Consider the following 26,247-nt stretch of genomic DNA (forward strand, 5'->3'; position numbering starts at 1 on the left):
TTTTAAAACAAAACCTGAAACGAAAAGTTTGGCGTAATTCCCAAAGAAATTTCCTCAATTTGGTTTACGGTTATTTCATTGTTTTCATCCCGTGCCAAAGCATAGCGGATGTTAATAGTATTTTCCGTATTCAACAGGTTTAAAAGCGCAATATTTATTTTTGCATCAATGGAAGGGGAGAGCTTCCAAAGATATTCCGCAGAAAGATCTGCACGGAAATAATCCGGCAAACGCTCGTTGTTTGGAGCGTCAAATTGAATGGTCGTTATTCCGCCCTCAGTGGTTGTCTCAAAATTTTCCAAAGGAATTGTATAGGGTTTTCCGCTGTGCCAATTAAGTCCCAAAGCGATTTTCAAGGCATTTAAAGAATAGGTTCCTGCAAGCGTTGCGGAATGCTGAACATCCAAATTATTTGCAAACGTTGATGGTTCGAGATTTTCAAATTCATAATTATTTTTGCTGTACATATAGCTAAGCCACGTACTGAACGATTTCGTTTTTTTGTTCACCACAAATTCGGCGCCTTTTACCGTATAATTTCCAATCGCTTTTGAAAACTGGAACTGGTTTTGAAGCCCTTGGTTTGCACTGTTTATATTTTCCACTATTTTGTAAAAACCTTCCAAATTCATAAAAAGCCCTTTTTTGCTATAGACCAAACCTGCGGAAGCCTGCTTGCTTTTTATGATTGGCGTGTTTTCGCCATCTGCCAAAATCCATCTTCTTTTTTCGATGCCGAGAAAATCACTTTCAAAATCAATTCGTTGCGTAGTGCTTTGGCTTTTGAATTCCCCCAAAACCTCAACGGCAAAGCCATTTCCAAATTTTTGGTGCAAACTTAGACGTGGTTCAATTAAAATTTCCCCAAACTTTGAAAAATAATTTCCACGAACGCCTCCAAAAACAAAGGTATTTTGATTGTTTGAAACAAAATTCAATCCCGCAAAAAGCGCGTGTGTTCGCAAAACATTCTTTTCATAATCGCGGAATCGCGGCAGATTTACATCCTGTGTATTTGCTATTCCAATTTCTGAAAAATGATAGCCAGCTTGAAGCTTTAAAGTTTCCGAGAGCCCAATATTGGCGTCAAGTTTAGCACCCGTTTCCAAAACTTCGTTTTTTTGAATTTGCTCTTGGGTAGTGAAGATGTCTTTATTTATGGCATCCAGCAAGTAATAAGTGCCGTAAAACAAAGCAGTTGTCTCAATATTGTCGTTCCAAAAACGATTCCACGAAACGCCGCCCAATAAGCTGCGTTGGTCCAGCTCGCTGGTTTTTGATTGTGAATTGGTTTCCAAGGTTTCTGTGAAATCCAGCGAATTGTCAATCGTTAAAAAGTTGACGCGCACTTTATCTTTTTCCGAAATATCCCACAATAATTTGGTGCTGAAATCGTAAAAACTGAAATTTTCATCAGCAGTAATTGCGACATTATTTTCAGTGTTTTCAATGTTCGAAATTTCACTGTCCTGAAAAATACGTTTGGTGTAATTTTTATAAATAGGCGATTCCCAAAGATGGTTGATGGATTTTCTTGCGGCAACTTGAATGCCGAGTTTTTCTGAAACGGGAATGTCCAAAAACCCGCTGCCATTCACCAAATTGAAACCAATTCCCGCTTCGGTTTCTGACGAAATCTTGTTTTTTGAACGCATATCGATAACCCCCGAAACGCCTTCGCCATAACGAATGTTTGTCCCGTTTTTATAAATAATTACGTTTTTGGTAATGTCAGGGTTCACAGCCGAAATGAGACCGAAAAAATGCCCGCTTTGATACATTTTTATATCGTCCCAAAGCAGCAGGTTTTCATCGTGCGTTCCCCCGCGAATGTTGATGTTTGAAATGGTTTCGTCCACACTTTCCACTCCGGGCAACGCCTGAGTAATCTGCAAAACATCCCCTTCAACCTGTCCGGGCAACAGTCCGAAATTTTCAGTTGAAATAGTAATTGATCCATCCAGATTTTTATCAATTCCCTTTGTGAAAATATTTTGGACGATAACTGTTTCCAATTCAGAAACAGACGGTACTAAAAGCAAGGCAGAACAGTCATTTGAAAGGTTTGAAGTGTTTACTTTAATTGATTTATAGCCCACAAACGAAACCGTAAAACTTACTTTTTTGTGATGGGCTGGGATATAAAAAAAGCCTTCCGCGTTTGAAATGGTGTTGAACGAATTGTTTTCAGATACAATCGTTGCGCCTTCCAACGGTAACTGGGTTTCAAAATCGATTATACGCCCGCAAAGGCTACCATCGTTTTCTTTGGAAGTAATGGTTATGTAGCGTTCGTTGATGCGGTGGTAAAGTAAAGGTGTGTTTTCACGAAGATACGAAAGCACATTTTCTATTGAAGTGTTTTCATTTGAAAGTGGTTTCAGTTTAATTCCATCAACTTCCTCACGGACATAGGAAAACCTAACATTGAATTCCTTTTCCAAAAATTTCAAATAGGTCAAGAGTGTAGTATTATCAGTTTCCTGTGCAATGGATTTGGATCCAAAAGCACAGAAAACTAAAAGGAAAACCAAGATTTTGTAGCTACTCGCTATTTTTGGCATTTATAATTACAGTTCCGTTTTCGTTTGTGATATAATTCAAATGTAAGGGTTCACAGATAGCTTTTAATGCCAGCTCCAGATTTTCATGGGTAAAAGTGCCCGAAAATCTATGTTCAGAAACTACTTTTTCCGAAGTTATCTTAATTGGATATTGTCTTTCTAATTCTTTAAGTACTAAGGAAAGAGGCGCATTTTCAAAATTACTTTCGTGGGCAAGCCATACTGGGGAAGGGGTATCGGCAGTTTCATTTATCACTAATTTCCCGTTTTCAATCTGAACTTTACTTCCCGCGGGTACTTTTAAAAGTGTATCATTGAAAGCAACACTTACCAAACCTTCGTAGCAAGCAACCGTAAAAAGCCCATCCCGCGCAAACACATTAAACTGCGTTCCCAAAACACTTACAGTACCTTCAACGGTTTTTACGCTGAATTTATTTCCTTTTGTTACTTTGAAATAAGCCTCGCCGTCCAAAGAAAGCTCACGGGAATTGGTCCAGTTCTTTTTGTTATAGGTAATTTTTGAACCTGCGTTCAGCACAACTTCAGAATTATCGGGCAATGAAAAAGTTTCGGTCTGCGCAATTTCAGTTTTTACTGAAGTGTCCAAAGTGGTTGTGTAATAATAACCAACCAACAAAACCGCAAACACGGCGGCCACTTTCCAGACAATTGAAAAAATATTTGGTTTGTGCAATTGATGCACTGGTTTTATTTTATTTGAAATGGCTTTAAAGTTTGATTCGCTGTCCATTTCTGGCATTTCAAAACCAGCACTTGCTGCGGCAATTTGGATATACGAAGCATATTCCGGATCAGTCTTTAACTGTTCCAGTTCTTCGGGAGTAGCTTCATTGTTGAGCCATTTGTGCAATAAGTAGTCTTTCTCCATTTTCTTTGTATTCATAGGTTAAACAGCTAAGTTGCGTGTTACCCTACCTTAAAAATTTAAATATTTCCAATTTCCTTCCGAAGTGTTGCCAGCGCTTGGCTCATTCGTTTTTCCACTGCTTTCACTGAAATGTTCAGCATTTCGGCAATTTCAGCATATTTTTTTCCTTCTATTCTGTTTAAAAGAAATGCGGTGCGTTGTGCTTCAGTAAGATTTTCAAGTGAGGATTTAAGTTTTTCGTGAAATTCCGATTCCTCCATCAAAAACTCTGGGGAATGGAAATTTGTTTTTTCAGGTTGACTTTTCGCGTGCTTTAAAATTACTTTTTTGTGCGCTACTTCGTTTAAAAAAGCATTATTGCAAACAGTATATAAAAACGATTTTGCTTTTTCCTGCGTAACCTTTGCACAATTCTGCCATAATTTTATAAAAGCTTCCTGCACCAAATCATCCGCTTGCGCCGTATCGCCACACTTAAAATAGATAAACCGCCAAACAGGTTTTCCGTGGGCTTCATACAAGCGATTAAATATATTTTCGTTACAAACGTTTTCGGGTTCTTTCATAAACGGGTTGATGGATTTCAAATATATTTAAAAGTTTTTCAAGTTGGTGGGTAGGGTTTATTTTAATTTATTTGTTCTAACATAAACCAACAAATTTTTTTAGGGTGAAAAAAATACAACTCTTACTATATTTTGCATTACTTTCTTTATGTATTGCGCTTTTCTCTTGCCAAAAAGAGGAAAAAGAATTTATAGATGAAACTCCCGAGGATACCATAACGGCAAATTCGCCCTTAACGGGCTTGCTGTTGCGAACCTCCCAAAATCCTGGTACTTATGATGATTTAATTGATGGAAATGGATGCGCTTCCGTATTGCTTCCCGTAACCGTAATTGCCAACGGGCAGCAAGTAACGATAAACACTCCCGAAGATATTTTGTTAATCGAACAGATTTTCAATCAGTTTCCCAACGACACTGATACCTTGGAAATTAGTTTCCCCATCACGCTTGAATTGTTTGATTTCACCCAAGTAACCGTAAACAACCAAGCCGAATTGGACGCTCTGGCGGCAACCTGCAACTCAAACAACACTGAAATTGGCTGTTTGGATTTTGTGTATCCAATCACATTTTTCACTTATAATGCAGATCAGCAGCAAACGGGTTCTGTGATTGTGAATAGTGATTTGGAACTTTTCAGTTTTCTGCAAGGTTTGGGCCCGAATGATTTTATCAGTTTGGATTTTTCTATTTCTGTAATACTTGCTGACGGTTCAACTTCCGAAGTGAACAGTAACCAACAATTACAAGCCTTGATTTTGGACTGCGTGGCAAATACCAATACTGACCCGATAGACATTTCACAATTTGAGGAAGATTTGACAACTGGGGTTTGGTATGTTGAATACTTTTTTGATGACTATGACGAGACTGATAATTATGCCGGTTATGAGTTTAGTTTCGCTTTGGATGGAACTGCACAAGCCGTAAAATCTGGAAATACCATAGCTGGAACTTGGGCGCTTGTTGACGATTTTAAATTCGATCTTTTCTTCGGAACCAATGCGCCTTTGGATGAATTGGACGAAGATTGGGAAATACTGGAAGCCACTTCTGAAATTATTAAACTGAAACACATCAGCGGCAGCGATGGTAGTACAGATTATTTAACGTTCGGCCGTAATCCTAATACCGGCGGGAACAATACAGAATTAAATCTTTTCATAGAAAACCTGAGCACCGGAAGTTGGTTCGTAAACTTGCTGGAGGAAAATGGAAGTGATCACACTGCAAATTTTAATGAATATGAATTTACATTTTTAAGAAACGGGGATGCAATTGCCGTGAGCAGTGGCAATACAATTAATGGCTTTTGGACTGCTGAAATTGATAGCGGAAATTTGGATTTTATCTTAAATTTTGAAACTACAACAAATGGCGATTTCTCTGAATTGAACGATGATTGGGACGTTTTGGAAGCCACACAAACCATTATCCGTCTTTCTGATGTAAGTGGTGGCGGAGGCGGAACAGATCTTCTAACGTTTGGTCGCGAACCAAATGGAGGAGGCGGTGGTGGCCCAGATCCACAGGAGCTTCGTGATATTCTGCAATCGGGTACTTGGTACATTGAAAAATATTTGGACGATGGAGGCGATGAAACATCTGATTATTCTGGATATGATTATACCTTCTTTGCCAATCAAGATGTTTTGGCTACAAAAGGCTCTCAAAATGTTGATGGAATATGGATTATATCCGTGACCGGACAAGAATTAAACTTTGAATTTGATATGGACAGCCCCATAAATGGAACTGACGATGATGAATACAAAGCGCTTCAATATTCGCCAACCTCAGTAACTTTTATTACCCGGAATAGTGATGGGGAAATTGAAGATACTTTGATCTTCAAAAAGAATTAGAAATTTCAATAAACAATAAACAATAAACAATAAAAAAGTTTAAACTATGAAAATCCTATTAAAAGCAACACTCGTTATTTTTATTTACACAGGTTTGGCAATGTCATGCGACAAAGATGATGATAACAGCCAACAGCAAAACACAACTATTCCACAAACTATAAATACTGCACAAAGTGGCAGTTGGAAAATCACTTACTTTTTTGATTCAGATCATGAAGAAACGGGGCATTTTACAGGCTATGTGTTTACTTTCAATGAAAACGGTTCTTTGGTAGCTGTTAAGGGAAGCACAACAGTAACCGGAACTTGGTCCGTAACAGATAGCAATTCAAGCGATGATGATGGAGGTTCAAATGATACGGATTTCAATATTTTCTTCGCTTCTCCCGCAGACTTTGAAGACCTTTCTGATGATTGGGATATTATTTCGGTGAGCAATTCAAAAATTGAACTGACCGATGTTAGTGGCGGAAATGGAGGTACAGACTTTTTAACATTTCAAAAAATTTAAAAATTAATTTTTTCTTTCCCCAATTAGACCATCCTTTTAGGATGGTTTTTTTATGCCTTTAATTATTAATTTTTTTCATTATTAATTTAAGAAATAAGGTAGGGTTTTTTGAAGGTTATCTGTCCTAATCATATAACATAAAAATAATTAACCATGAATAAATTAGCTAAACTTTCTTTCTTAACCTTCTTATTGATTTTTCTAGTAAGCTCCTGTACAACTGAAGATTCATTGCCTTTTGATGATTCTAATTCAGATATGGTAGCAGTAAATTCTGAATTAGGAGACTTACTCCTTCGCACTTCAGATAATAACAATACTTCTTCCATAGATTGTATAGACCTTGTTTATCCGCTTACTTTCTTTATCTACAACTCAGATCAGCAACAAACTGGAACGCAGACGGTAGGTAACGACGGTGAACTGCTTGCTTTATTGCTTTCCTTGGATCCTGGAACTTATATTGCCTTGCAGTTTCCCATAAACGTTGTATTGCAGGATGGCACTGTTGTAGAAGTTAACAGCAATGCAGAATTGGTAACATTAATTTCTGATTGTTCATCTAACGGCGGTGGTTTTCCTTCAGATTTTGAAACTATATTGACCACGGGCTCTTGGTTTGTCACTTATTTTTTCGATGATCAAGATGAAACTGGTGATTTTGCTGGATATGAGTTTACCTTTAATCCAGACAATACTGCTCAAGCCGTAAGTACTGCAAATAGTGTAGATGGAACTTGGAGCCTTACAAATAGCAACACCCCGGATCTAAACCTTTTCTTTGGAAATAATACTCCTTTTGATGAGCTGGACGAGGATTGGGATATTATAGAAGCAACTCAAGATATCATTAAACTGAAGCACATTAGCGGCGGAGACGGAAGTGTTGACTTTTTAACTTACGAACGCACACCCAATGGCGGCGGCGGGGGAAATACTTCTGAATTCACTGATAATTTGATAAATAGTGTATGGTATGTAAATTTATTGGAGGATGATGGAAATAATGAAACCTGCCATTATGTGGAGTATGAATTTAAATTCAATGCCAATGAAACTGTTACAGCTATAAGCACAAGCAACACAGTTAATGGTACTTGGGCAGTCACCAACAGTAGCAGCGGAATAGACCTTATTTTAAATTTTGAGATAACTGGCAGCGATGATCCTTTTGAAGATTTAAACGATGATTGGGACGTAACAAGCTTTGATGCACAAATCATAAAATTAATTGATATTAGTGGTGGTAATGGCGGAACAGATTACTTGAATTTTGGCAGAAACCCTTACGAAGATTGTAATGGAGGAGGTAATACCACAGAGCTTGCCAATATTTTAATGGATGGGCAATGGTATGTGCAAAGCTATATAGACGATGGCGATGACGAAACCAACGATTACAACGGTTATACCCTTACTTTTAATTCTGATGGAACTGTAGTTGCCGCAAATAATAGCAATACAATCAACGGGACTTGGAGTGTTGTTAACAGTAGTAATGGTCTTGATGTACTATTGGATTTTGGAACCGCGATGCCTTTTGATGAATTTAATGATGATTGGGATGTTGTTACCTACAACAATACAAGAGTTGAGCTATTTGATGTTAGTGGAGGTAACGGTGGTACTGATTACTTGACATTTCAAAAACTTTAGTTGCCTTTTTTATCCCCATGATTAAGCCACGGTTTCCCGTGGCTTTTTTGTTTTTATGAAATTTTAAAACTAATTAATTTCCATATAATGCCTTTCCAGCAGCCTCATATTTATCATTTGTGGTCCAGGTTGGCGTTTTTGGATCATTGGCAATAAGTCTTCCGGCCAATACATAGCTCTGAAAAAATTTCAGCAGATAGTCATAATCCAACGTGTCAGCTTCATCACCGGGTTGGTGGTAATATTTGGTGACATCACCATCAAAAGATTGAAAGCCTAAAGAGAAAGTAGGAGCGGGGATACCCTTTCTGGCGAAAACAATATTATCACTTCTTTCAAAAAGATTTTGTTCTGGAGCGGCATCATCAATTGCTTTTAAGCCAAAAGTTGTGGCTGCATCTTTTATATTGGCGGAAGCAGTGGTTCTGGGCAATCCAATAATTGAAATTACCGAAGTGTCATTATAGCCCGCATTGTCACTATTAAAACAATAAACCATTTTGTTTAAAGGGAGCAAGGGGTTTTCAACATAATATTGACTTCCCAGTAACCCTTTTTCCTCTCCTGTGAAAAGAATAAATAAAGCCGAACGTTTGGTTGGGTATTTTGCAATATTTTCAGCCATACTTAAAACCGTTGTTGTTCCCACGGCGTTATCTCTTGCTCCGTTGTATATTTCATCGCCGGTTTCATCGGGTTTGCCAATGCCCACATGGTCGTAATGTGCAGAATATATTATAAATTCATTTTTTAATTGAGAATCTGTTCCTTCAACCATTCCGATTACATTTTGGGAAATGATTGTTTGCTTGTCTTCACCTTCCATCATCAGTTTTGCACTCATATAATTTTTAGACTCAAATGCTTTGGCTTGAACATTATTTTCGTCGTGGACCCATAGATAGGCAAGCCCTTTTTTTCCGTCTTGGTTTTCTTTATCCTTTGCAATTTCTATTCGGTCACTATTAAAATTATGGTCAATATAGCCCCACGTTGTTTCATTGGCGTCCAAAAGCTCAATCACGGCAATCGCTCCATGGTCTTTTGCCAATTGCTCTTTCTGTTCAACCAAGCCAAAAGCAGCGCGGGTATCTGTAACTTTGGGTGCTCCGGATCTTACAATTACAATTTTTTCCGAAACATTTTTTCCTTTATAATCGTTTTCAAGGCCGTAACCTAAATAAATGGCTTCACCCGTGAACTCCATTTTATTCGGTTTTAATACCACTTTTCTCTTTAGTTCCTTGCCGTCAATTGCTAAAAGCAAACGCTTTATTGGGCTAACCTTATTCAGTTTTATTTCTTGAAAATAGCTTTCGGTGTTTGAGCCTTTCATCACGTTTTGTGTAACTGGTTTTACGCCATAACTTCTAAGGGTATTGGCAAGATAGGCAGCAGCAATTTTATTTTCAGGTGTTCCCGTTTGCCTTCCTTTCAAAAGATCATCGGCCAAAAAGTATATGTGGCCCTCAATTTTGTTCTTAGTAATGGTAGCTTCTACTTTCTCTTTATCGGATTGTGAGTAAAGAGTGATTGAGCTTAGCAATAACGAGATAAAAAAAATGGTGTACTTCATAATTTAATTTGAAAATTGGTTAAAACTGTGCATAAAGATAAGTTTTGTATTGAAACAATAAATTTTATTTTTTTAAAACTGTTTAATCTTTTCACATAAAACTTAAACAAAAGTTAAAGTGCTTTTTATGAGGGATTTGTTTAAATAGTTTTGTTGGACTAATAAATAAACTATAAAACCCATGAAAAATTTACTGAAAATCTCACTGATTGTTTTTATCACTTTAGGATTTGCTTCCTGTAGTGATGACGATGATACCAATCCAGACCCTCAAACAAATACGATTGCTGATTTTGTTGCATCAAATGATGATTATTCCTCTTTAAAGGCAGCGTTAGATAAAACTGGGCTGACCGCAACCCTTGATGGACAAGGAAGTTTTACGGTATTCGCTCCAAATAATGCAGCTTTTTCCGCCTTTTTAAACGCAAATGGTTTTGCAAGTTTGGATGATGTTCCAACAGCTTTGCTTACGAATGTATTGTTAAATCACGTTGTTAGCGGTGTTAATATGGCTAGTGATTTAACAACAGGTTACGTAAATACCTTGGCAACAGAAGCTTCCTCAGGGGCTAATTTAAGTATGTATGTAAATACTTCCACTGGTGTAAAATTGAATGGAATTTCTACCGTAACAACTGCGGACATTGAAGCTGACAATGGAGTGATTCACGCTGTAAATGCTGTAATTGCATTGCCAACGGTAGTCACCTTCGCTACTGCCGATTCAACTTTCGCTACCTTGGTTACAGCTTTAACACGTGCAGACCAGCCAGATTTTGTGGGTATTTTGTCAACTCCAGCTGGAACTTCTCCAGCACCTTTTACGGTTTTTGCTCCAACAAATGATGCTTTCACAGCTTTATTGGCTGAATTGGGAGCAAGTAGTTTAAATGATATTGATGGCCCTACACTTACAGCTGCTTTAAGTACGCATGTTATAGCTGGTGCCAATGTTCGTGCAGCAGATTTGGTAGATGGAACTGTAACAACTCTAGGGGCAGACTTGGTTGTTGATGCGTCAAACGCTACTCTTACAGATCCAAACGGACGAGTAAGTAATATTATAGTTGTGGACGTTCAAGCCTCAAACGGTGTTGTTCACGCTATCGATAAAGTACTTCTTCCCCAATTATAATACAGGTACTTTATTGGAAAAATGCTGCTTTCTTTTTCAGATGGCAGCATTCTTTATTTTTAGGACTTCTCAATCCAAATGATAAATTTCCATAATCTCTTTCAGGATTTGGTCAAAATCAATTTTTAAATCGATCAATTTTCCGGTTTCCATATCCATAACCCAGCCGTGCACGGTTAAGTTTCGGTTGCGGTTTGCAAGTTGTACGTCAGCCGTTTTTATTACGTTAACGCACTGTTCCTGAACGTTTAGCTCTACCAATCTTCTGTACTTTTCTTCTTCGTTTGAAAAGGAATTCAATTCTTTTTGATGTAATCTATAAACATCGCGAATATTTCGCAACCACGGGTTCAAAATACCCAAATCCTGGCTCTGCATTGCAGCTTTTACGCCACCACAACCATAATGGCCGCAAACAATTATATGGTTCACCTTTAGGTGGTTTACGGCATAATTAATAACACTCATGGCACTAAGGTCTAAATTTGAAACCATATTTGATATGTTTCGCATCACGAAAGCCTCTCCAGGTTTGGCTCCCATAATTTCCTCTGCTGTAACGCGGCTATCGCTGCAGCCAATATAAAGTACGTCTGGGTTTTGTCCATTTGCCAGATTTTTGAAATAATCAGGATTGTTTCCCAATTTTTCATTTACCCAAGCTTGATTGTTTTTGAAGATTTGATCTATATTCATATTGTTTTTTGAAGGATTTTTTCAGAATTCAAAGATAATTAAATTACCTGTTTTGTATTTTCTATTCCTTTTAAAATGCGCAATCTTCCTGGCCCATTTTTAAGTGCGAGTGAATAGTGTTTTGCGGCTTCCTCATTTCTATTTTGGGTAAGCAACCAATCTGCAAACAACTCATGAGGCGGTTTTTGTATGGATGGCGGACCATAGCTAAAACTCAGACTATTCTCAATATCGATGGATTTTATAAAATGTTCTTCGGCCAGTTTTAAATCATTATTTAGTTCAGCGCGAAGCGCCATTAATTGGTTTTGTCTTATTTCAGATTCTTTTAAATCCATTTCCGTAGCTTCATCGCGTGTAACTGCTGAACAAAGTTTGGAACTGCCTTCTGCTACAACAAAGGATTCCCTTTTATGATCTTGTTCCATAGTGTTAATCAAGCTGTCCAATTTTGATATATTACCTTCTTTAAAAGCTTTCATCCCTTCCAGAAAGTGATATTGGGAACGAACGGAAATATTCAAGTCGGTTATATCTACAGGAATATTTGCTATTTCACCGTCCCATTCATCTGTCTCGGTTAAATAGGTTCCTTTTAAAAATACCACATGCACTCGTGCTTTTTTTGAAGGGGTTTCAGCAGCATATTTTTTCATATCAAGCACCATTTTTTTTGCTTCTTCCTGATTTCCTTTTTGAAGATAGCCGTATTCTAACCAATGGAAAGCGTGATAGCCACGAGAGTCGTTGTCCAGATTTTTTTTCTCCATTCTGTTAAGGCTTGCTTGGTAGGAAGCAATATTTGAAGAAATTACATCATCCCACATCCCCATTGCAACATAAATATGTGAAGGCATATGCAGTGCATGGCTGGCATCTGGCGCTACTTTTGAATAGGCATTGGCGGCATCCAGCGCAAGTGAAGCGTGGTTGGGATCGTCATAGGAATGTATTAAATAATGTAAAGCTCCGGGATGGTTTGGGTTTTCCTTTAAAATACCTTTTGCAATTTTTGCTCCTTTGCCATAAATCACATCGTCTCTTCCTTCTTCAACGGAACCCAGCAAAGACAGTGCATAAAATGCAGCAACTTCTTGATTGGCTGGATATTTTTTGTACAAACTTTCCATAAACTCGGAATAGCCAATATCACGTTCCTTTTTTTCTGTTTTTGGTTTGTAAAGTATGTGTACTGCTTCAATTAAATCATTTTCAAGTTCCGTTGTTTCTTGTTTGGAATTAATTTCGTCAAGTTGCTCCAAAACTATAGCGGCATCTTCATAATCCTGTTCCTGCCATAAACTGTGGTTATAGGTCATGGCTTCGCCCCAATACGCCATTGCCATTTCAGGGTCTTCCTTTTTTGCTTTTTGAAAAGCTTCGCGGGCGTCTTCGTATTCAAAGGAATGCAGTAATAGCAGCCCTTTTTTAAAATGGGGTAGAGCATTTTTGTTTCCAGTGACAGAAATATTCACAACACCCAAAGCATCAGTTTCTTTTTCTTTCTGTTTACAGGAAATTATAAGAAATAGTGCCAAAAAAATTGATAGATACTTCATAATAAATGTATTGGGTGATTTTAAAGATAATGAATTTTGCTTTATTTGAATTCCCCTGTATTTACATCTTTAATAAACTTTATCAATCCCGGAAAATAATTTTCTGGATCGTCATATTGTGAACAATGTCCAGCATTTACTGTCAAACTTCTTCCGTTTTGAACCTGTGTGCTCATCCATTCCATATATTTTGGATCCATGGTGTCGTATTTTCCGCCAATCATTAATGTTGGAGTTTTAATTTCTTTTAATCTATCTGAAACATCCCATCCTTTTAAAGTTGCATTTCCCGTTACACCAAATTCGCTGTAACCTTGCATATAGATATAAATATTTGGGTTGAGGTGTGAAAAGGCGCGATTGATGAATTCTGGCCATTCATCCAAAGGTTTGCGAAGAATATGCTCTGTATAATAATTGTTCATCACGAGTTCGGAATATCTGGGATTTGAGAAATCTTCTTTGGCTTCCAATTCCTTGATTTCTTTATAGATTTGTGGAGGAAGTTGGGCTCCCAAAACTTCGGCATATTTTTCATATTCTGGAATGCTCGCCATCATATTTGAAATAATCAAGCCTTTTAAATTATCTTGATATTTCAACGCATATTCCATCGCCAAAATTCCGCCCCACGATTGGCCGAGTAGGTAAAAATTTTCTTTATCAAGATTTAATGCTTTTCGCACTTGCTCTACTTCTTCCACAAAATGTTCAGTGGACCAAAGGGTGGAATCGTTTGGTTTGTCGCTGTAATAACTGTCCAATTGATCGTAATAGATGTATTCAATTTCTTCATTAGGAAAGTAGCCGTCAAAATTCTCAAAAAATTCGTGTGTTCCGCCGGGACCGCCGTGAAGTAACAAAACCTTCATCTTTGGATTGTTGCCCATACGTTTTGTCCAAACATTAAAAGTGCCTTTTGCGGTTTCAATTGGAATCATTTTGATACCTCCGGTATTTTGGTCATCGCTATTGGAATAATCGAAATAGCTGGATTTGCTGGCGGTTTCTGTTTTTGAGGTTTCTTGTTTTTCGGCACAACTAAATAAAAGTGTTGCTGAAAATATTAATGTGTAAATTATGTATTTCATAACGGTTGATTTAGTTGTTTTTTTTTGAAATTATAGAATTATTTTTTTCATATATATTTTGATTTTTTTTACTTACCATCCTTCTACTTGATATTTATTTGGCCCAATTTGCCCAGTTTTTGAAAGTGAAGCGCATTCGTCATTTCTTTCAAAAATAGCATCGGTTGGTTTTACAGCTCCGTTAGACATTGTAGGGTAATCATAAACAGTGTAAGTGTAGCCAACGGTACTGCAAGGATGTCTGTTACCGTCTTGCGAGCCCCAATATTCAGTAAAATTATACGATACAGGTGCGAGTCTTTGCCAGGATTTTGGCACTAAAATTTTACCAATAAATTCTTCTTTTTCAGTTTCCATGTCCATTACCCAAGACCCCCACCAAGTTCCAGTTTCTGGCGCAACTGCCTTTTCTAACTCCCAAACTCTTACACGATATTTACGCCCTTCTTGCCAATTGTACTTTATTCTGCAAGAATAGCCGCTCCCTTCGTGGCCAAATGCTTCGGAAAATCCATTGGCTGCACTTTCTACACCTTTTGAATCCCAAATTGAAAAAATAGCAATCTTTGTTTGCTCTCCTTTAAATGAAGCTGTAGTTTGAAGCCCCATATAAGCAGACTTACCGTTTACAAAAGAGAATTGATGTGCCCAATAAAAATTGGGTGCTTCTTTTTCAACAGTGAGAAAAAAGTCCAAATTATTATAACCGTAACTATCAGCATTTAGTTGCGGCCAATTAAAAATTGCGGAAGCTACATAGGTTGGCGATTTAAATGTCAATCCGTTATCATTCGTATTATTTTGAGAGTTTAAAACGCTGTGTCCGAAAAAAAATAATAGCAAGGCTGAAATGTAAATTTGCTTGTAATTTTTCATAATGGTTGGTTTATGTTAGTTGGTTTCATTCGCTATTAAAACCCGAAGCAGATTTCCGCCAAGGATTTTATCAATATCTTTTTCGCTATAGCCTTTTTCAGCCAAAGCTTTTGTGATTTTTATATAATCTGTAACATCGTCCAACTCTTTTGGTGGCAGAAAAATTCCATCAAAATCGGAACCTATGCCCACATAATCCACGCCAACTAATTTAATAACATATTCAATATGTTTAATTACCCATTCAAATGGTGCACGAAGAGCTTCTGACTCTTCAGTATATTTTTTGTATATACTTTCTTGGGCTAAAAATGGCTCCATTCCCGTTTGCATTAGGGAATCTATTTCTGCTTTGTGGCTTTCAATAAATGCCATTTCCCTTGCGTCAACCGAAGGATCAATAAATCCTGAATTAAAATTAATTTGAATAACGCCGCCATTTTTGGCAATGGCTTTTATTTGGTCGTCCTTTAAATTTCGTTTGTGCGGACAAAGGGCATAGACTGAACTATGGGAGGCGATAACAGGTTTTGTGGTTGTTGCAATTACATCATAAAACGTTTGCTCGCCAACGTGCGAAATATCTACCATCATTCCTAAGCTATTCATTTTTTGAACTACTTGTTTGCCAAAAGCTGTAAGCCCATTTTTTCCTTCGGAATTTTTTGCGCCCTCGGGATTGGTCTCGTCCGAAGCACTTGTTGCCCAAGGGGTAGAGTTATTCCAAGTTAAGGTTATGTACCGCGTGCCACGATTGTAAAGCGCTTCAAGTTTGCCCAAATCGTTTTCAAATTGATGGCCGCCTTCCACACCAATCAATGCTGCAATTTTGTTCTGTTTTACGGCTTTTAAAAGTTCTTTTGAATTGGCGACTTTTACAATTTTATCGGGATTCCGTTTAATAACGGCATCCAAACTATCTATTTGGCGGTTGGCAAAATCATACGGATTCTGTTTTTCGCCATCGCTCCAAACGGAAAAGAACTGAACATCTACGCCACCTTCTTTTATTCGATTTAAATCACTGTGGGTTTTGCCTTTTAAATTGGTATCAAAAACAAAATTCTTTTCCATGGTTTGGGTAAGAAAATCATTGTGGGTATCAACCAAAATTGCATTTTTGTGGATGTTTTGGTAGTTTTGCGCGCTTAGTTGAAATGTTGCGATTAAGCTGATGAAAAGTAGTTTTGTTTTCATAATATAGTTATTGATTGCTAGCTTTTTCTCATTAAGAAAGTTTTTGCTGATGTTTCTGAAAAGTTTGACCATTGTTAAAGTTAATCTTTAATTACCTGAGGAGCAGCAAATTTCTGATTTAATATTACAAAGCTATCTACTGTAACTCTGTGTTTGTCAAAATTTATAAATCGAATGAGAATTGCCATAATCAGAGGCATAATGGCTATAATAAGAAAAACGATTTCCCAACTATAGTGGGTTTTTAAAACGCCGAGCATGGCAGCTCCAGTCGCTCGTCCCATATTTGAGAGTGCCATATAAATTGTAAATTGAGTTGCCGCAACTGTTTTCCAACACAAGTGCATTGCCGCCGCAAACATTGCAATACATAAAAAAGTGTATAATGTGTAATAGGATAAGATAAAGCCATAAACAACCACATTGTTGCTCCATAAATTGGTCATAAAACCAAATACCGCAATAAGGATAATTAGTAAACTTAAATACACTGAAAGCATCTTGATTTTACCAAAATAATCTACCAAATAGCCACCAATGAACATGCCTAAAAATCCTCCTATTACCGTTGTAATTGAAAACGCATTTGAAAAGGAAGTGTTTGTCCAGCCCAATTCCTGAATACTAAAAATAGGAAGTAGTGTATCTATAAGCCCGAACATTAAACCTATCACAAAAGCTCCAATACCAAACACGACACTCGATTTTAGGCGCACAACTTTATAAAGACTTTTAAATATATGTTTCCAACTTCTCAACTGTGTTTGCTTTGATTCTGAAGAAACTTCACCCGGGCTCCACGGCATTAATTTTTCTCCAGCTCGTTCCTTAAAATATATTGGGAAAATCATAATCATTGCCACTGCAATGGAAAGTGAGGAAATGGCTATTGAAAAACCAACCGTATTGATAAGCCAAGTGCCAATAATTAAAGATGCAGAAATGCCAATGGTTTTGGTTCCCCACATTAAACCATTGGCTCTGGCCTGTTCGTTTTCGGGAATCACATCTACCGCCATTCCATCGGTTGCCACGTCCTGAAATGCTCCAAAAAAACTGATAAAAAATCCTGCCGCCATCAATCCAAAAGCATTGTTTAAAGGGTCAGGAATTAGCCCGATGCACAAAAAACTGATGATTAATCCCAATTGCCCAAAAATAACCCATGGCCTTTTTCTGCCCATTGCCAAGAAAGTCCAACGATCCATTAAGGGGGCAATCAAAATTTTAAAGCTCCATGGAATTCCAATTACCCCAACATAGGCAGCAATTTCCATTGCGGACTTATCATTCATCGCCAACCATGCGGGGATGGCAAAAAAAGTAATTCCTTCAGGTATTCCTTGGGCGGTATATAGCGCGGAAAAAGTAACGTAGCGCGTTAAAGCATTATCAGTTAAAATGCGGCTGAATCTTTTTTTTTGTCTATTTTTTTCTTTTGCCATGACATTGGTTTTAAGTGTAAGGAATAAAAATCCTTCGTTTTATTTATGACATGGGGAAACTGTCTGTTTTCTCGGAATATTGCTATTTATTTTCCGCCTCTGCAAGCTTCTTAGTATCTACATACTGCTGAAATGCGATTACTTTTCCATCTTTCAAAGTCCATAAATGTGCTACCTGAGCATCAATTTTTTTGCCTGTAGCTTTTACTGTAGCATCATATCGCAATGTGGCAAGTACTTGATTATCGCTCATTTCGTGAAGTTTAATATTTTTCAATTTGAAACCGTCATACATGGCGCCAAGACGAACAAAAACACCATTTAATATAGCGTCTGGTCCTATGTAAGGATTGCCATCTGCCAATGAATTGCTTTCGGCTTCGTTCCAAACTATTTTGGCATCCATTGCTCCAAGTACTGAAGGAATGTCACCAACTGCAAATGCTTTATATACCCCATCAACAATAGCTACATTATTTGGATCGCTAACCAATCCCAATTGTTGCATAAGCACACCATTGTCCATAAAATCCTGCTCTTGGGCAATGCGTCCATTTTTCATTAAAACTAATGTTACTCCATGGACATCGACCGTTTTTCCAGTAGCTGGAATGCCGAAGAAATCGCCAGTATGTTTGCCTTGAAATCGCCAATGTTTAACAATTTTATTGCCTTGACCAAAAGCATCTTCAACAGTGAATTTAACGTCAGAAAATCCCGTTATGAAATTTTGGTAATATGCCTTGAAATCTGCAATGCCTACAATATTTCCACTATCGTTTAACTGAACGACATTTGGGTCGAAGTTTTTATCATTGATAAGATCAATTTGACCTTTATTAACGATGTCATTCCAAACCTGCTCATACATTTTAAGGTCTTTTTCAATATTGCTTTTTTGAGCGAATACTGTTGAAATGCTTAATAAAGCGATGGCTAAAAGTAAATTTGATGTTTTCATTTTTGAATGGTTTTTATAGTTGATTTATTTTTGAATTTTAATCATTTACGCCATATTTAATTTGCCGGCTATATTCTTCAGCATCGAAAGTGCCTTTAGACTCTTTTATTAAACCGTTTTCATCAATTTGCCAGAGTTCAAATCCGCTGATGTTCACTTTTTTACCTGTGCCATTTGGACCTGTATTCGTTCCGGTTAACGTCCAATGAAACTCGTAGCCATGTTTGGTTTTTATTAATTTGTCAAAAGCCACAATCATATCATCCGGAAAGGCATCCATAAATGCTTTGGCACTTTGGGTAATGGCGGTCCTTCCCACAGCAGGTGTGCCTTTGTTTATAGTTAATGAACCATTTTCAGCATAAAATGAAGCCACAGATTCTGGTTTTTGGCTACACCATGCTTGGGCGTAGTCTTTGGCAAATGCATTGATATCAAACATCGTATCGTTATTTATTTCTGAAGAAATTATTCCTGTAATTGCAGATTCAGCACTTCCATGCGGATCTGGATTTTGAGCCTGTACACCAAGTATGCTTATAAAATGGAAGGGTAGAAGTAATAATATTTTTAATTTCATCATATTGGGTTTTTATAAGTATCTATTGTATTTTCTCTTTGTTCTTTCTTCTCAGTAAATAATATTTTCCAAAATTCTTCCCAAGTTGCTTTCAGCCATTGGTATTTTGCGGTCTGCGGCAAAGATTTTCTGAATTTCATTTTTAAGCTCACAGATTTCCAACTCAGAATAATGGTGGTGCTCCAAGACATCCTGAATTTTTTCAAGACTTTCATCTTCATCATCATTTTGAAATATTCGATGCATTTTATCGAAAACTTCATTGGATACTTTTGCCTTTATGAGCGCAATCTCTTCCTCGGCTTCAACTTTATCAGCCTTTGCACAGAGAATTAGTATATAAGTTTTCAGCTCTTCCTTGCTCCATTGTGTTTGATCGGTCTTCATGATTTTAACTTTTGAATACTAAAAAATTAATCTACATGTCTGGTTGAGCGCAGTCGAAACCTTTTTTGTCATTAACTCCATAAGGAGTTCTCGACTGCGCTCGAACAGACATATAGAAGCTATTAATTATTTTCTATCGGCAACTTTTACATCACCACTAATTCCACTTAATTCTGGAACATAAATCCAAATTTCGGTATCGCCGCCATTGGTCACGTCCATCCAGTCCTTTAAAAACCGGTCCCAACTTCCGGCTCCGTACATTTCGTCATATTTATTTGAAATGTCGTGATCTTCGCCCAACCATGCCGATTTTTCAAAAAATGAAATGACCGCCAGGTCCCGTCCTTCTTTGGTGCTGGAAAATTCATTGGTGTAAATACCATAGATATCTTCAGGCGATTTTGAGGCGTACATGTCGTGGACTTTTTTTACTAAGGCCATAGCTTCTTTGTATTTACCTCTCTTTATGTCCCACGTGTCCACCTCCATATTTTTTATGGTGAAATCTTTCGGAAATCGAGACATTTCTGCGTTAAAACGCCAGTAACTTTGCGCACCGCTATCGGCTGTGATGTATGGAGCAACATTGTTGTTCCAATCGGCATCGTGTCCATCTTTTTGGGCGGGTCTATTGTCTAAAGAACTCCAAGGAAAGGGTCCCATAACCCATACATAGCTCCCGGTTTTGGGTCCGTTGGAAATCCAATACACACGTCCGCCATAAGGACCATCGCCGTGGTATTTTTTATTGTGTGCCGTAATCCCCTTTTCAAATTGTGTTATTTGACCAGGATTGGGCGTTAATAGTGCATTTTCGAATACGCCGTATTCGGTGTTGTTTTGCGATACTGCCAATAATGGAAGTAAAAGCATAGTAAAAATTAATTTTTTACTCACGGCCCAAATATTGTTGTTTTGGTGTTCGTGATTTTTCTTTGAAAAATTCATAATGTTTAATTTGTGTTTCCGCCTTAGGCGAAAACGGGTTAGTATTAAATTGTTTAGCTTAATCAACTGGGGAGTTTCTTGATTAATCAAATAATTTAGCGTTGTAATAAGCTGTTTCCGAAATTATCTTTCCTTCTTTATTAAAGTAGTTTACATAGTGAATGGGAAGGATAATCGCTTTTTTGTCTGATTTGCGAATTAGGTTAATATTCCACCAAGACATAACCACGTCTGCATCACCCATTTCGTAATGCAAATAGTCTGGATAGCCAACCATGTCTATGCTGGAAACTTCATATTTATCTAAAATCTGTTTGTCTATAACTTTTTGTTCAGCCAGTGAAATACTTTCGTAATCAGGCGTACTGGAATCTATAAATTCAGCATCATCATCATAAAAACTATACATTTTGTCCAGATCATTGTTTTCCAAAGCATACACCATTTTTCGGACTGTATTAATATATTCGTGATGGTTGTAGATGGTTCCATTCTTCCTGTCGGTAAAACTGGCACGGATTTCATCAATCGGTCCGTCGTTTTTATAATAAATTAGCATCGCTATCTTATTGTTTTTATTGAGCGTGTACAATCTGTGTGATGCTGCATCAATTTTAACACCAGTGATTTTATGTACGCCTTTTATAAGATCCCAGGTCTGTACCCAAACGGCACCATCTGTATTGTCTTTTTTGTACTCAATGGCATCGGGATAGGAGTTGGGAAATGGAACAATATTATAATAGTCCAATTGGTCGTGATAGACCATTTGGTTGTCCAAAAAGGATTCTTTGTCCATTCCCTTGTCACTCGCCCTGTCCGAGGTACCGTTATAGGCCTTAAAATCGTCTGTTAAGTAGCTTGCCATTTTTGACCGATCACCGGCGACTGAAGCTGCTACAAATTGGTTTACAACATCTATGGATGGATGCTCAATGTAAACTGTTCCGTTCTTTTTTTGTGCGGTGGCAATGAAGGCTATGAGCATCATTACCGAGAGAATTTTTGTTTTCATTGTTATATATTTATTTGGTTAATATTCTGTTTGATTTTATTTTGAATAATTGTTTAAAGTTTCTTGAACAGGTTTAAATTTTATTTCCAATTCTTTTTGCGCCAGTCCATTTTTATAAATAATGGACGCATTGTTTTTTGGCGGTTGATGGTTTAGCATCAGTGTTATGTCTGAAACAGGATAGCTTTCGCTGCTCAACAAATAATTTTTACTATGTAATCCTAAAGTGGTTGCGGCTTTAAAAATAGCTTCGGCTACGTCTTGAACATCTACAAGGGCAAATTCCACATTGCTATCATAAAGCATCTGCACAAAAGGGTTGGGCGCAATTTTATTTTTGAATAGAAATTGCAGCCCCGTAGATGTGGAATCTTCACGTTCAGAAAGGGATTTGCCCATTACCCCAACTGGCGAAACTGAAATGATTTCAAAAGGAAGCACCGGGTTTTGATTGATAAATTTTTCCACCACTTGGTTTGCAAGAAATTTAGCCTGGGCATACGGATGGCTATCCGGACTCGTGAATTTCAAATCGGTTTCATCAAAAGTATCCGTAGGTTTTTTAGTTCCTGCTGGAAGTGGAAAGTTTGTATTGTAGGCAGCAACTGAAGCAATTAAAATAACTTTCTCAATTGAAGGCGTATCACTTATGGCTTTTAGAAAATTTTCGGTTCCTTTTATTGTAGGGTCAAAAAGCTCTGTCTGCGGATCTTGCACATCCAATTGAAAAGGCGTTCCGCCGTGAACCACAATTTCACAATCGCTTATAAAGTCTTTTAGTGTTTCCAAATCTTCCACTTTTAATGCACTAATGTTGAGGTTATCTGAGTTTTCAATATTGAAGAGATGCTTGTATTTTTCACTCTTTTTAATATCGGTAACAGATACTTTCACGTTGTATCCTTCTTCCAGAAATTTCTTGGTGATGTAGCTTCCTATAAAACCTGAACCACCTATAATGCCTACTGTTTTCATAATGCTTGGGTTTTTGTTAAAAACCTAACAGGCTAGCTGAATCCTCACTTCCAACGCCTGTTAGGCTAACATATTTATTGTTAGGATTGTGGTTCTTCGGGCCCTACATTTTTTTCCGCAGCATTTTTCTCTGCTTCCTGCATGGCTTGTATATCCAACATTATTTTTGAAAGATCCCAATACCCAAATTCTTTCACTATTTTACCATCTATAAACTGTGCGGTAAGGTGTGTTGGAATGGTATAGGTTTTTTCATTTGCTTTTAAGGTTCCTTTCCACAGACCCCAAAAGTTTACCCAGGTTTGGTCCTTGTCGGTAACTACCATTTCATATTCAGACTCACCATCCACATATTCCCAGCTTGAAAAGAGCGCGGCGTCATCTTTGTCATTCTGAACCAATTCCGCAAGGGTTTGCCCATTTGCTTCGGTTACATTATTCATGATTTTTACAGTATCTGCATAATGAGTAGCCATTGCTTCCCAATCTTGTTTTGAGTATGCATCGATAACTTTTTTGTAAGTGTCAATCTCTGGAGATTGTTGAGTGTAGCGCTTTTCCTGTTGTTGGCAAGCGGTAAGCGAAAGGACTATTGCAAGCCCTAAAAAGAGTAGTTTTTTCATAATTTTGAATGATTTAAATGGTTAGTTAGTTGAAAAAATGTTGCGGGGAGTGCATCTAAGTAACTGACAATCAAACAAAATTGGAAATGGTTTAGGACGAAGAAGGTCAAATTCTGTCCGAAGGAAAGGTTTTATTTGCCGAAGGGGGGTAATTCATAATTCAGAATTCATAATTCTGAATTATCTATATGGTTTGCAATCGCTTAAGAAGTTCTGTGCGCATCGCTTTGCTCATCGGGATTGCTTTTTTTGAAATAACAACGTGCGTACCCGCCACCTCATCTATCTGCGAAAGATTGATGATGTAAGAGCGGTGAATCCTAAGAAAATGGTTCTGTGGAAGTTTTTCGTCAATATCCTTTAAAGTCATTACTAAAAGATATTCCCGGCCCTGCGAAAAAATGCGACAATAGTTGCGATCTGCTTCAATATAATAGATGTCTTTGATGTCTATTTTCAACATCTTTTCATTATGGCGAACAAAAATGCGGTCATTCAATATGAAATCCGTAGTATTTCCATTAATTGCTGCTGAATCATTTCCATTGCCGTTTCCGTTGCCATTTTCTGAAGATTTTTCCAATGAAATTCTATCAACGGTTAACTCAATGGCACGCTGTAAATCCAGTTTTTTGAAGGGTTTTGAGATAAAAGCGTACGGATGGGTTTCCTTGGCGCGGTTAAAATGTGCCTCATCTGCATTTGCGGTTAAATAGATAATTGGGATATTATAGGATTTTTGAATTTCGTGGGCGGTTTCAATGCCGTCCATTTCGCCTTTTAGCCTAATATCCAATAAAACGATGTCTGGTTTGTCTATTTTTATATGTGAAAGTGCTTCTTCGCCGCGGGGAAGAATTCCTGTAACTTCATATCCCAATTCACTTAATTGCAAAGAAATATTGGCGGCGATTACCATTTCGTCCTCAACGATCAATATTTTTATTGCTTTCCCCATTAAGCTATTTTGAAGTTTTTAAAGTTGAAAAATACAGCAGTGCCGTTTTTATAGTCTTCGGAAATAGTGCCGTTCAATTGTTGTGTTAATAACTGAATTAATTGTGTGCCAAATCCCGTTCCTTTGGGTTTTGAACCTTCCGTTTTACCAATGCCGTTGTCTGTAACTTTTAGCAAAAGGTCATTGTTCTCTTTAACAAGGCTGATGTTAATTTGTCCTTTTGCTCCTTCGGGGAAAGCGTATTTTAGGGCATTCGTTAAAAGTTCGTTCACAATAAGCCCAATTGGAACAGCGGTATCCACATCTAGATTCAAATCGTCCATCGCGCATTCTATCTTTACTTTTTCTTCTGCATTGAAAGTGTCCAAAACACCTTCACCTAAATTGATAAAATAATCCTTCATTTCAATACTGCCCAAGTTTTCGCCTTGATACAATTTTTGGTGAATAATACCCATACTTTGCACACGATTTTGGCTGGCGAGCATAGCCTCTTTGCTGGCGCCATCTTCCAGTTTTGCTGATTGAAGTGCGATAAGGCTTTTCACCATTTCCAGATTGTTTTTAACTCGATGGTGAATTTCTTTCAACAGCAATTCGTTTTGTTTGTTTTTGGCATCCAGTTCTATATTTAAAACAGAAAGTGCTTTTCGTTTTTTTCGAATGTTTTTAAGTGTAAAATACATTCCGAAGAGAATAACTGCCAATAATCCGGCGATGCCAATATAAAGAAATTGCGTTTTGCGTTGTTGTGCAATTTTAGCTTCTTGGTCCAAAATTTCCAAATCCTTTTGCGCTGTTTCATATTTTACTTGCAGCTCGCTATCCTTTCGTGCGATGATGGTATTTAAGTATTCCGTATGGCCTTGTTCGTAGAGTTCGTGATATTCCAAGGCATTTTTATAATCCCCCAATTCGCTGTAAATATTGGAAACGTGCATATAGTTTTCCCAAAGGTTTTTGGTATTCCCTATTTGCTTCATAATTTCTATGGCTCTTAGATTGTAAGGCAGTGCTTCGGCATATTTTCCTTGTAAAATATAGACGTGACCAATATTTGCCGTTGGCGGCATGGTATAGCGCAATAAGCCTATCTTTTTTGCACCTTCATAGCAAAAGTTATAATCTGCAATGGCTTCGTCATAGCGTTCCATATATTTGTAGATGTTTCCACGACCATTATAGCAGGCCAAAAGTGGGGCATCCGTGATTCCTATTTTTTTGTATAAATCAATGGCGTGATTCATACTTGCCAAACTTTCTTCCAGATTTCCGAGAAAGAGTTGATTTTCGGCAAGTCTGCGATAGGAAAGAGCCATATCTTCTTCATAACCATTTTTCTCTTGAATGGCGATGGCTTTTTTGCAGTATTCCGCTCCTTCGGCATAACTATCAGAATAATAGAGCAAGTCGCTAATTTTTGTATAGCATTGTGCAACACCACGCTGATCATCTGTTTTTTCGTAGAGTGCGAGTGCTTTATACACGGCCTCAGAAGCCTTGTCGTACTCTGCCGTTCCACTGTAGTTAACTACTAATAAAAGATAAGTATCCGCAAGTGGTTTGCTCATTTCCTCTTTTTTATAAAGTGAAATGGCCTTTTTCAAATAAACGATGGAGGAATCAAGAACGGTATGGTCTTCGTGCCATTTTGCCAAACCGATATAAGCTTCCCCAAGTGATTTAAAATCCTCATTTTTTAAGGAAAGTTGAATTGTTTTTTTGAAAGTGTTGTATTCCAAAAGCGTATCCTGCGCTTTCTCAAGTTTTTCATTTAGATAGGAACTTTTAAGCGTGTCTTCTTGTGTTTGGGAAGGAGTTTGGGGAAGACTGCTCCACGAAACGCAAGCTAATACTGCAGAGAGTAATAGTCGTTTCATTTTTATTGATGATTGGTTGTTAGTTGATTATAAAGATAGGGAGATTAATTTTATATGCAAATGTATTATTCCGTCCAATTTGAATATAAAATCTTCCACGCAGAAAATTAGCCGTACCTTCGCTGCTTATTAAAACCGTCTTCTTAGTTTTAATGGTTTTTAAAAAGACCGAATTCTAAAAGCGCCGCGATAAAGTATCTCCAAGCGCAGCGGTCTAAAAAAATACAAAGCGTAAAGTTTTTGAATTCTAATAATCGAAGAATCCAAAAGCGAAGCGCT

At 37.5% G+C, this 26,247-nt stretch carries 23 protein-coding genes; 4 read left to right on the forward strand and 19 right to left on the reverse strand.

Features of this window, described 5'->3' with window-relative positions; all coding sequences use genetic code 11:
• Positions 1–2 precede the first annotated feature (2 nt).
• Genes A7A78_RS07090 through A7A78_RS07100 form a run of 3 tightly spaced genes read right to left on the reverse strand, consistent with a single transcriptional unit; the run spans position 3 to position 4,022 of the window.
• A complete protein-coding gene (locus A7A78_RS07090) occupies positions 3–2,564 on the reverse strand; it encodes a TonB-dependent receptor (RefSeq protein WP_068761740.1) in 2,562 nt (853 codons plus the stop codon).
• Positions 2,545–3,471 carry a FecR family protein gene (locus A7A78_RS07095; protein WP_094746063.1) on the reverse strand — a complete coding sequence of 309 codons (927 nt, stop codon included), beginning with the start codon at positions 3,469–3,471 and terminating at the stop codon, positions 2,545–2,547. Before A7A78_RS07095 ends, A7A78_RS07090 begins: the two co-directional genes overlap by 20 nt.
• A gap of 41 nt (positions 3,472–3,512) precedes the next feature.
• The gene (locus A7A78_RS07100) at positions 3,513–4,022 is read right to left on the reverse strand and encodes an RNA polymerase sigma factor (protein ID WP_068761741.1); all 510 of its coding nucleotides are present in this window, start codon (positions 4,020–4,022) and stop codon (positions 3,513–3,515) included.
• A 104-nt stretch (positions 4,023–4,126) separates the two neighbouring features.
• Between A7A78_RS07100 and A7A78_RS07105 the strand changes: the two genes are divergently transcribed.
• The 3 genes from A7A78_RS07105 (at position 4,127) to A7A78_RS07115 (ending at position 8,060) form a co-directional block, all read left to right on the forward strand.
• Positions 4,127–5,890 carry a hypothetical protein gene (locus A7A78_RS07105; RefSeq protein WP_068761742.1) on the forward strand — a complete coding sequence of 588 codons (1,764 nt, stop codon included), beginning with the start codon at positions 4,127–4,129 and terminating at the stop codon, positions 5,888–5,890.
• A gap of 46 nt (positions 5,891–5,936) precedes the next feature.
• Positions 5,937–6,404 (forward strand): hypothetical protein, encoded by a 468-nt coding sequence (locus tag A7A78_RS07110; protein ID WP_068761743.1) that lies wholly within the window; start codon positions 5,937–5,939, stop codon positions 6,402–6,404.
• Positions 6,405–6,557: 153 nt separating this feature from the next.
• Positions 6,558–8,060, forward strand: coding sequence for a hypothetical protein (locus A7A78_RS07115; protein WP_131811114.1), 1,503 nt, complete (start codon positions 6,558–6,560; stop codon positions 8,058–8,060).
• Between the two features lie 73 nt (positions 8,061–8,133).
• Here the strand turns inward: A7A78_RS07115 and A7A78_RS07120 are convergent, their stop codons facing one another.
• Positions 8,134–9,636 carry a M28 family peptidase gene (locus tag A7A78_RS07120; protein ID WP_094746064.1) on the reverse strand — a complete coding sequence of 501 codons (1,503 nt, stop codon included), beginning with the start codon at positions 9,634–9,636 and terminating at the stop codon, positions 8,134–8,136.
• 181 nt (positions 9,637–9,817) lie between these two features.
• Between A7A78_RS07120 and A7A78_RS07125 the strand changes: the two genes are divergently transcribed.
• A complete protein-coding gene (locus A7A78_RS07125) occupies positions 9,818–10,774 on the forward strand; it encodes a fasciclin domain-containing protein (protein ID WP_068761746.1) in 957 nt (318 codons plus the stop codon).
• A gap of 69 nt (positions 10,775–10,843) precedes the next feature.
• Here the strand turns inward: A7A78_RS07125 and A7A78_RS07130 are convergent, their stop codons facing one another.
• The 15 genes from A7A78_RS07130 to A7A78_RS07200 all read right to left on the reverse strand — a co-directional run bounded on the left by A7A78_RS07130 (position 10,844) and on the right by A7A78_RS07200 (position 25,968).
• Positions 10,844–11,470, reverse strand: coding sequence for a carbonic anhydrase (locus tag A7A78_RS07130; RefSeq protein WP_068761747.1), 627 nt, complete (start codon positions 11,468–11,470; stop codon positions 10,844–10,846).
• Positions 11,471–11,508: 38 nt separating this feature from the next.
• Positions 11,509–13,029, reverse strand: coding sequence for a tetratricopeptide repeat protein (locus A7A78_RS07135; RefSeq protein WP_068761748.1), 1,521 nt, complete (start codon positions 13,027–13,029; stop codon positions 11,509–11,511).
• A gap of 41 nt (positions 13,030–13,070) precedes the next feature.
• Positions 13,071–14,120 carry a proline iminopeptidase-family hydrolase gene (locus A7A78_RS07140; protein WP_068761749.1) on the reverse strand — a complete coding sequence of 350 codons (1,050 nt, stop codon included), beginning with the start codon at positions 14,118–14,120 and terminating at the stop codon, positions 13,071–13,073.
• Positions 14,121–14,192: 72 nt separating this feature from the next.
• Positions 14,193–14,996 (reverse strand): DUF3472 domain-containing protein, encoded by an 804-nt coding sequence (locus tag A7A78_RS07145; RefSeq protein WP_068761750.1) that lies wholly within the window; start codon positions 14,994–14,996, stop codon positions 14,193–14,195.
• A gap of 15 nt (positions 14,997–15,011) precedes the next feature.
• Entirely contained in the window at positions 15,012–16,193 is a 1,182-nt protein-coding gene (locus tag A7A78_RS07150; RefSeq protein WP_094746071.1) for a dipeptidase, read from the reverse strand.
• 80 nt (positions 16,194–16,273) lie between these two features.
• Positions 16,274–17,638, reverse strand: a complete 1,365-nt coding sequence (locus A7A78_RS07155; RefSeq protein WP_068761751.1) for an MFS transporter — start codon at positions 17,636–17,638, stop codon at positions 16,274–16,276.
• An 82-nt stretch (positions 17,639–17,720) separates the two neighbouring features.
• The gene (locus A7A78_RS15290) at positions 17,721–18,599 is read right to left on the reverse strand and encodes an ester cyclase (protein ID WP_165593552.1); all 879 of its coding nucleotides are present in this window, start codon (positions 18,597–18,599) and stop codon (positions 17,721–17,723) included.
• Between the two features lie 37 nt (positions 18,600–18,636).
• A complete protein-coding gene (locus A7A78_RS07165) occupies positions 18,637–19,182 on the reverse strand; it encodes an ester cyclase (protein WP_207489339.1) in 546 nt (181 codons plus the stop codon).
• Positions 19,183–19,230: 48 nt separating this feature from the next.
• Positions 19,231–19,566 carry a hypothetical protein gene (locus A7A78_RS07170; RefSeq protein WP_068761752.1) on the reverse strand — a complete coding sequence of 112 codons (336 nt, stop codon included), beginning with the start codon at positions 19,564–19,566 and terminating at the stop codon, positions 19,231–19,233.
• 126 nt (positions 19,567–19,692) lie between these two features.
• Positions 19,693–20,517 (reverse strand): hypothetical protein, encoded by an 825-nt coding sequence (locus A7A78_RS07175; protein ID WP_242649260.1) that lies wholly within the window; start codon positions 20,515–20,517, stop codon positions 19,693–19,695.
• 82 nt (positions 20,518–20,599) lie between these two features.
• Positions 20,600–21,532 (reverse strand): nuclear transport factor 2-like protein, encoded by a 933-nt coding sequence (locus A7A78_RS07180; protein ID WP_068761753.1) that lies wholly within the window; start codon positions 21,530–21,532, stop codon positions 20,600–20,602.
• 36 nt (positions 21,533–21,568) lie between these two features.
• A complete protein-coding gene (locus A7A78_RS07185; RefSeq protein ID WP_068761754.1) occupies positions 21,569–22,507 on the reverse strand; it encodes an NAD-dependent epimerase/dehydratase family protein in 939 nt (312 codons plus the stop codon).
• An 80-nt stretch (positions 22,508–22,587) separates the two neighbouring features.
• A complete protein-coding gene (locus tag A7A78_RS07190; protein ID WP_068761755.1) occupies positions 22,588–23,130 on the reverse strand; it encodes a nuclear transport factor 2 family protein in 543 nt (180 codons plus the stop codon).
• A gap of 184 nt (positions 23,131–23,314) precedes the next feature.
• Positions 23,315–24,088, reverse strand: coding sequence for a LytR/AlgR family response regulator transcription factor (locus A7A78_RS07195; protein WP_068761756.1), 774 nt, complete (start codon positions 24,086–24,088; stop codon positions 23,315–23,317).
• A complete protein-coding gene (locus tag A7A78_RS07200; RefSeq protein WP_068761757.1) occupies positions 24,088–25,968 on the reverse strand; it encodes a tetratricopeptide repeat-containing sensor histidine kinase in 1,881 nt (626 codons plus the stop codon). The genes A7A78_RS07195 and A7A78_RS07200 overlap by 1 nt, the downstream gene beginning before the upstream one ends.
• Between the last annotated feature and the right edge of the window lie 279 nt (positions 25,969–26,247).

The sequence above is a fragment of the Aequorivita soesokkakensis genome (assembly GCF_001641085.1).
Taxonomy (GTDB): Bacteria; Bacteroidota; Bacteroidia; order Flavobacteriales; family Flavobacteriaceae; genus Aequorivita; species Aequorivita soesokkakensis.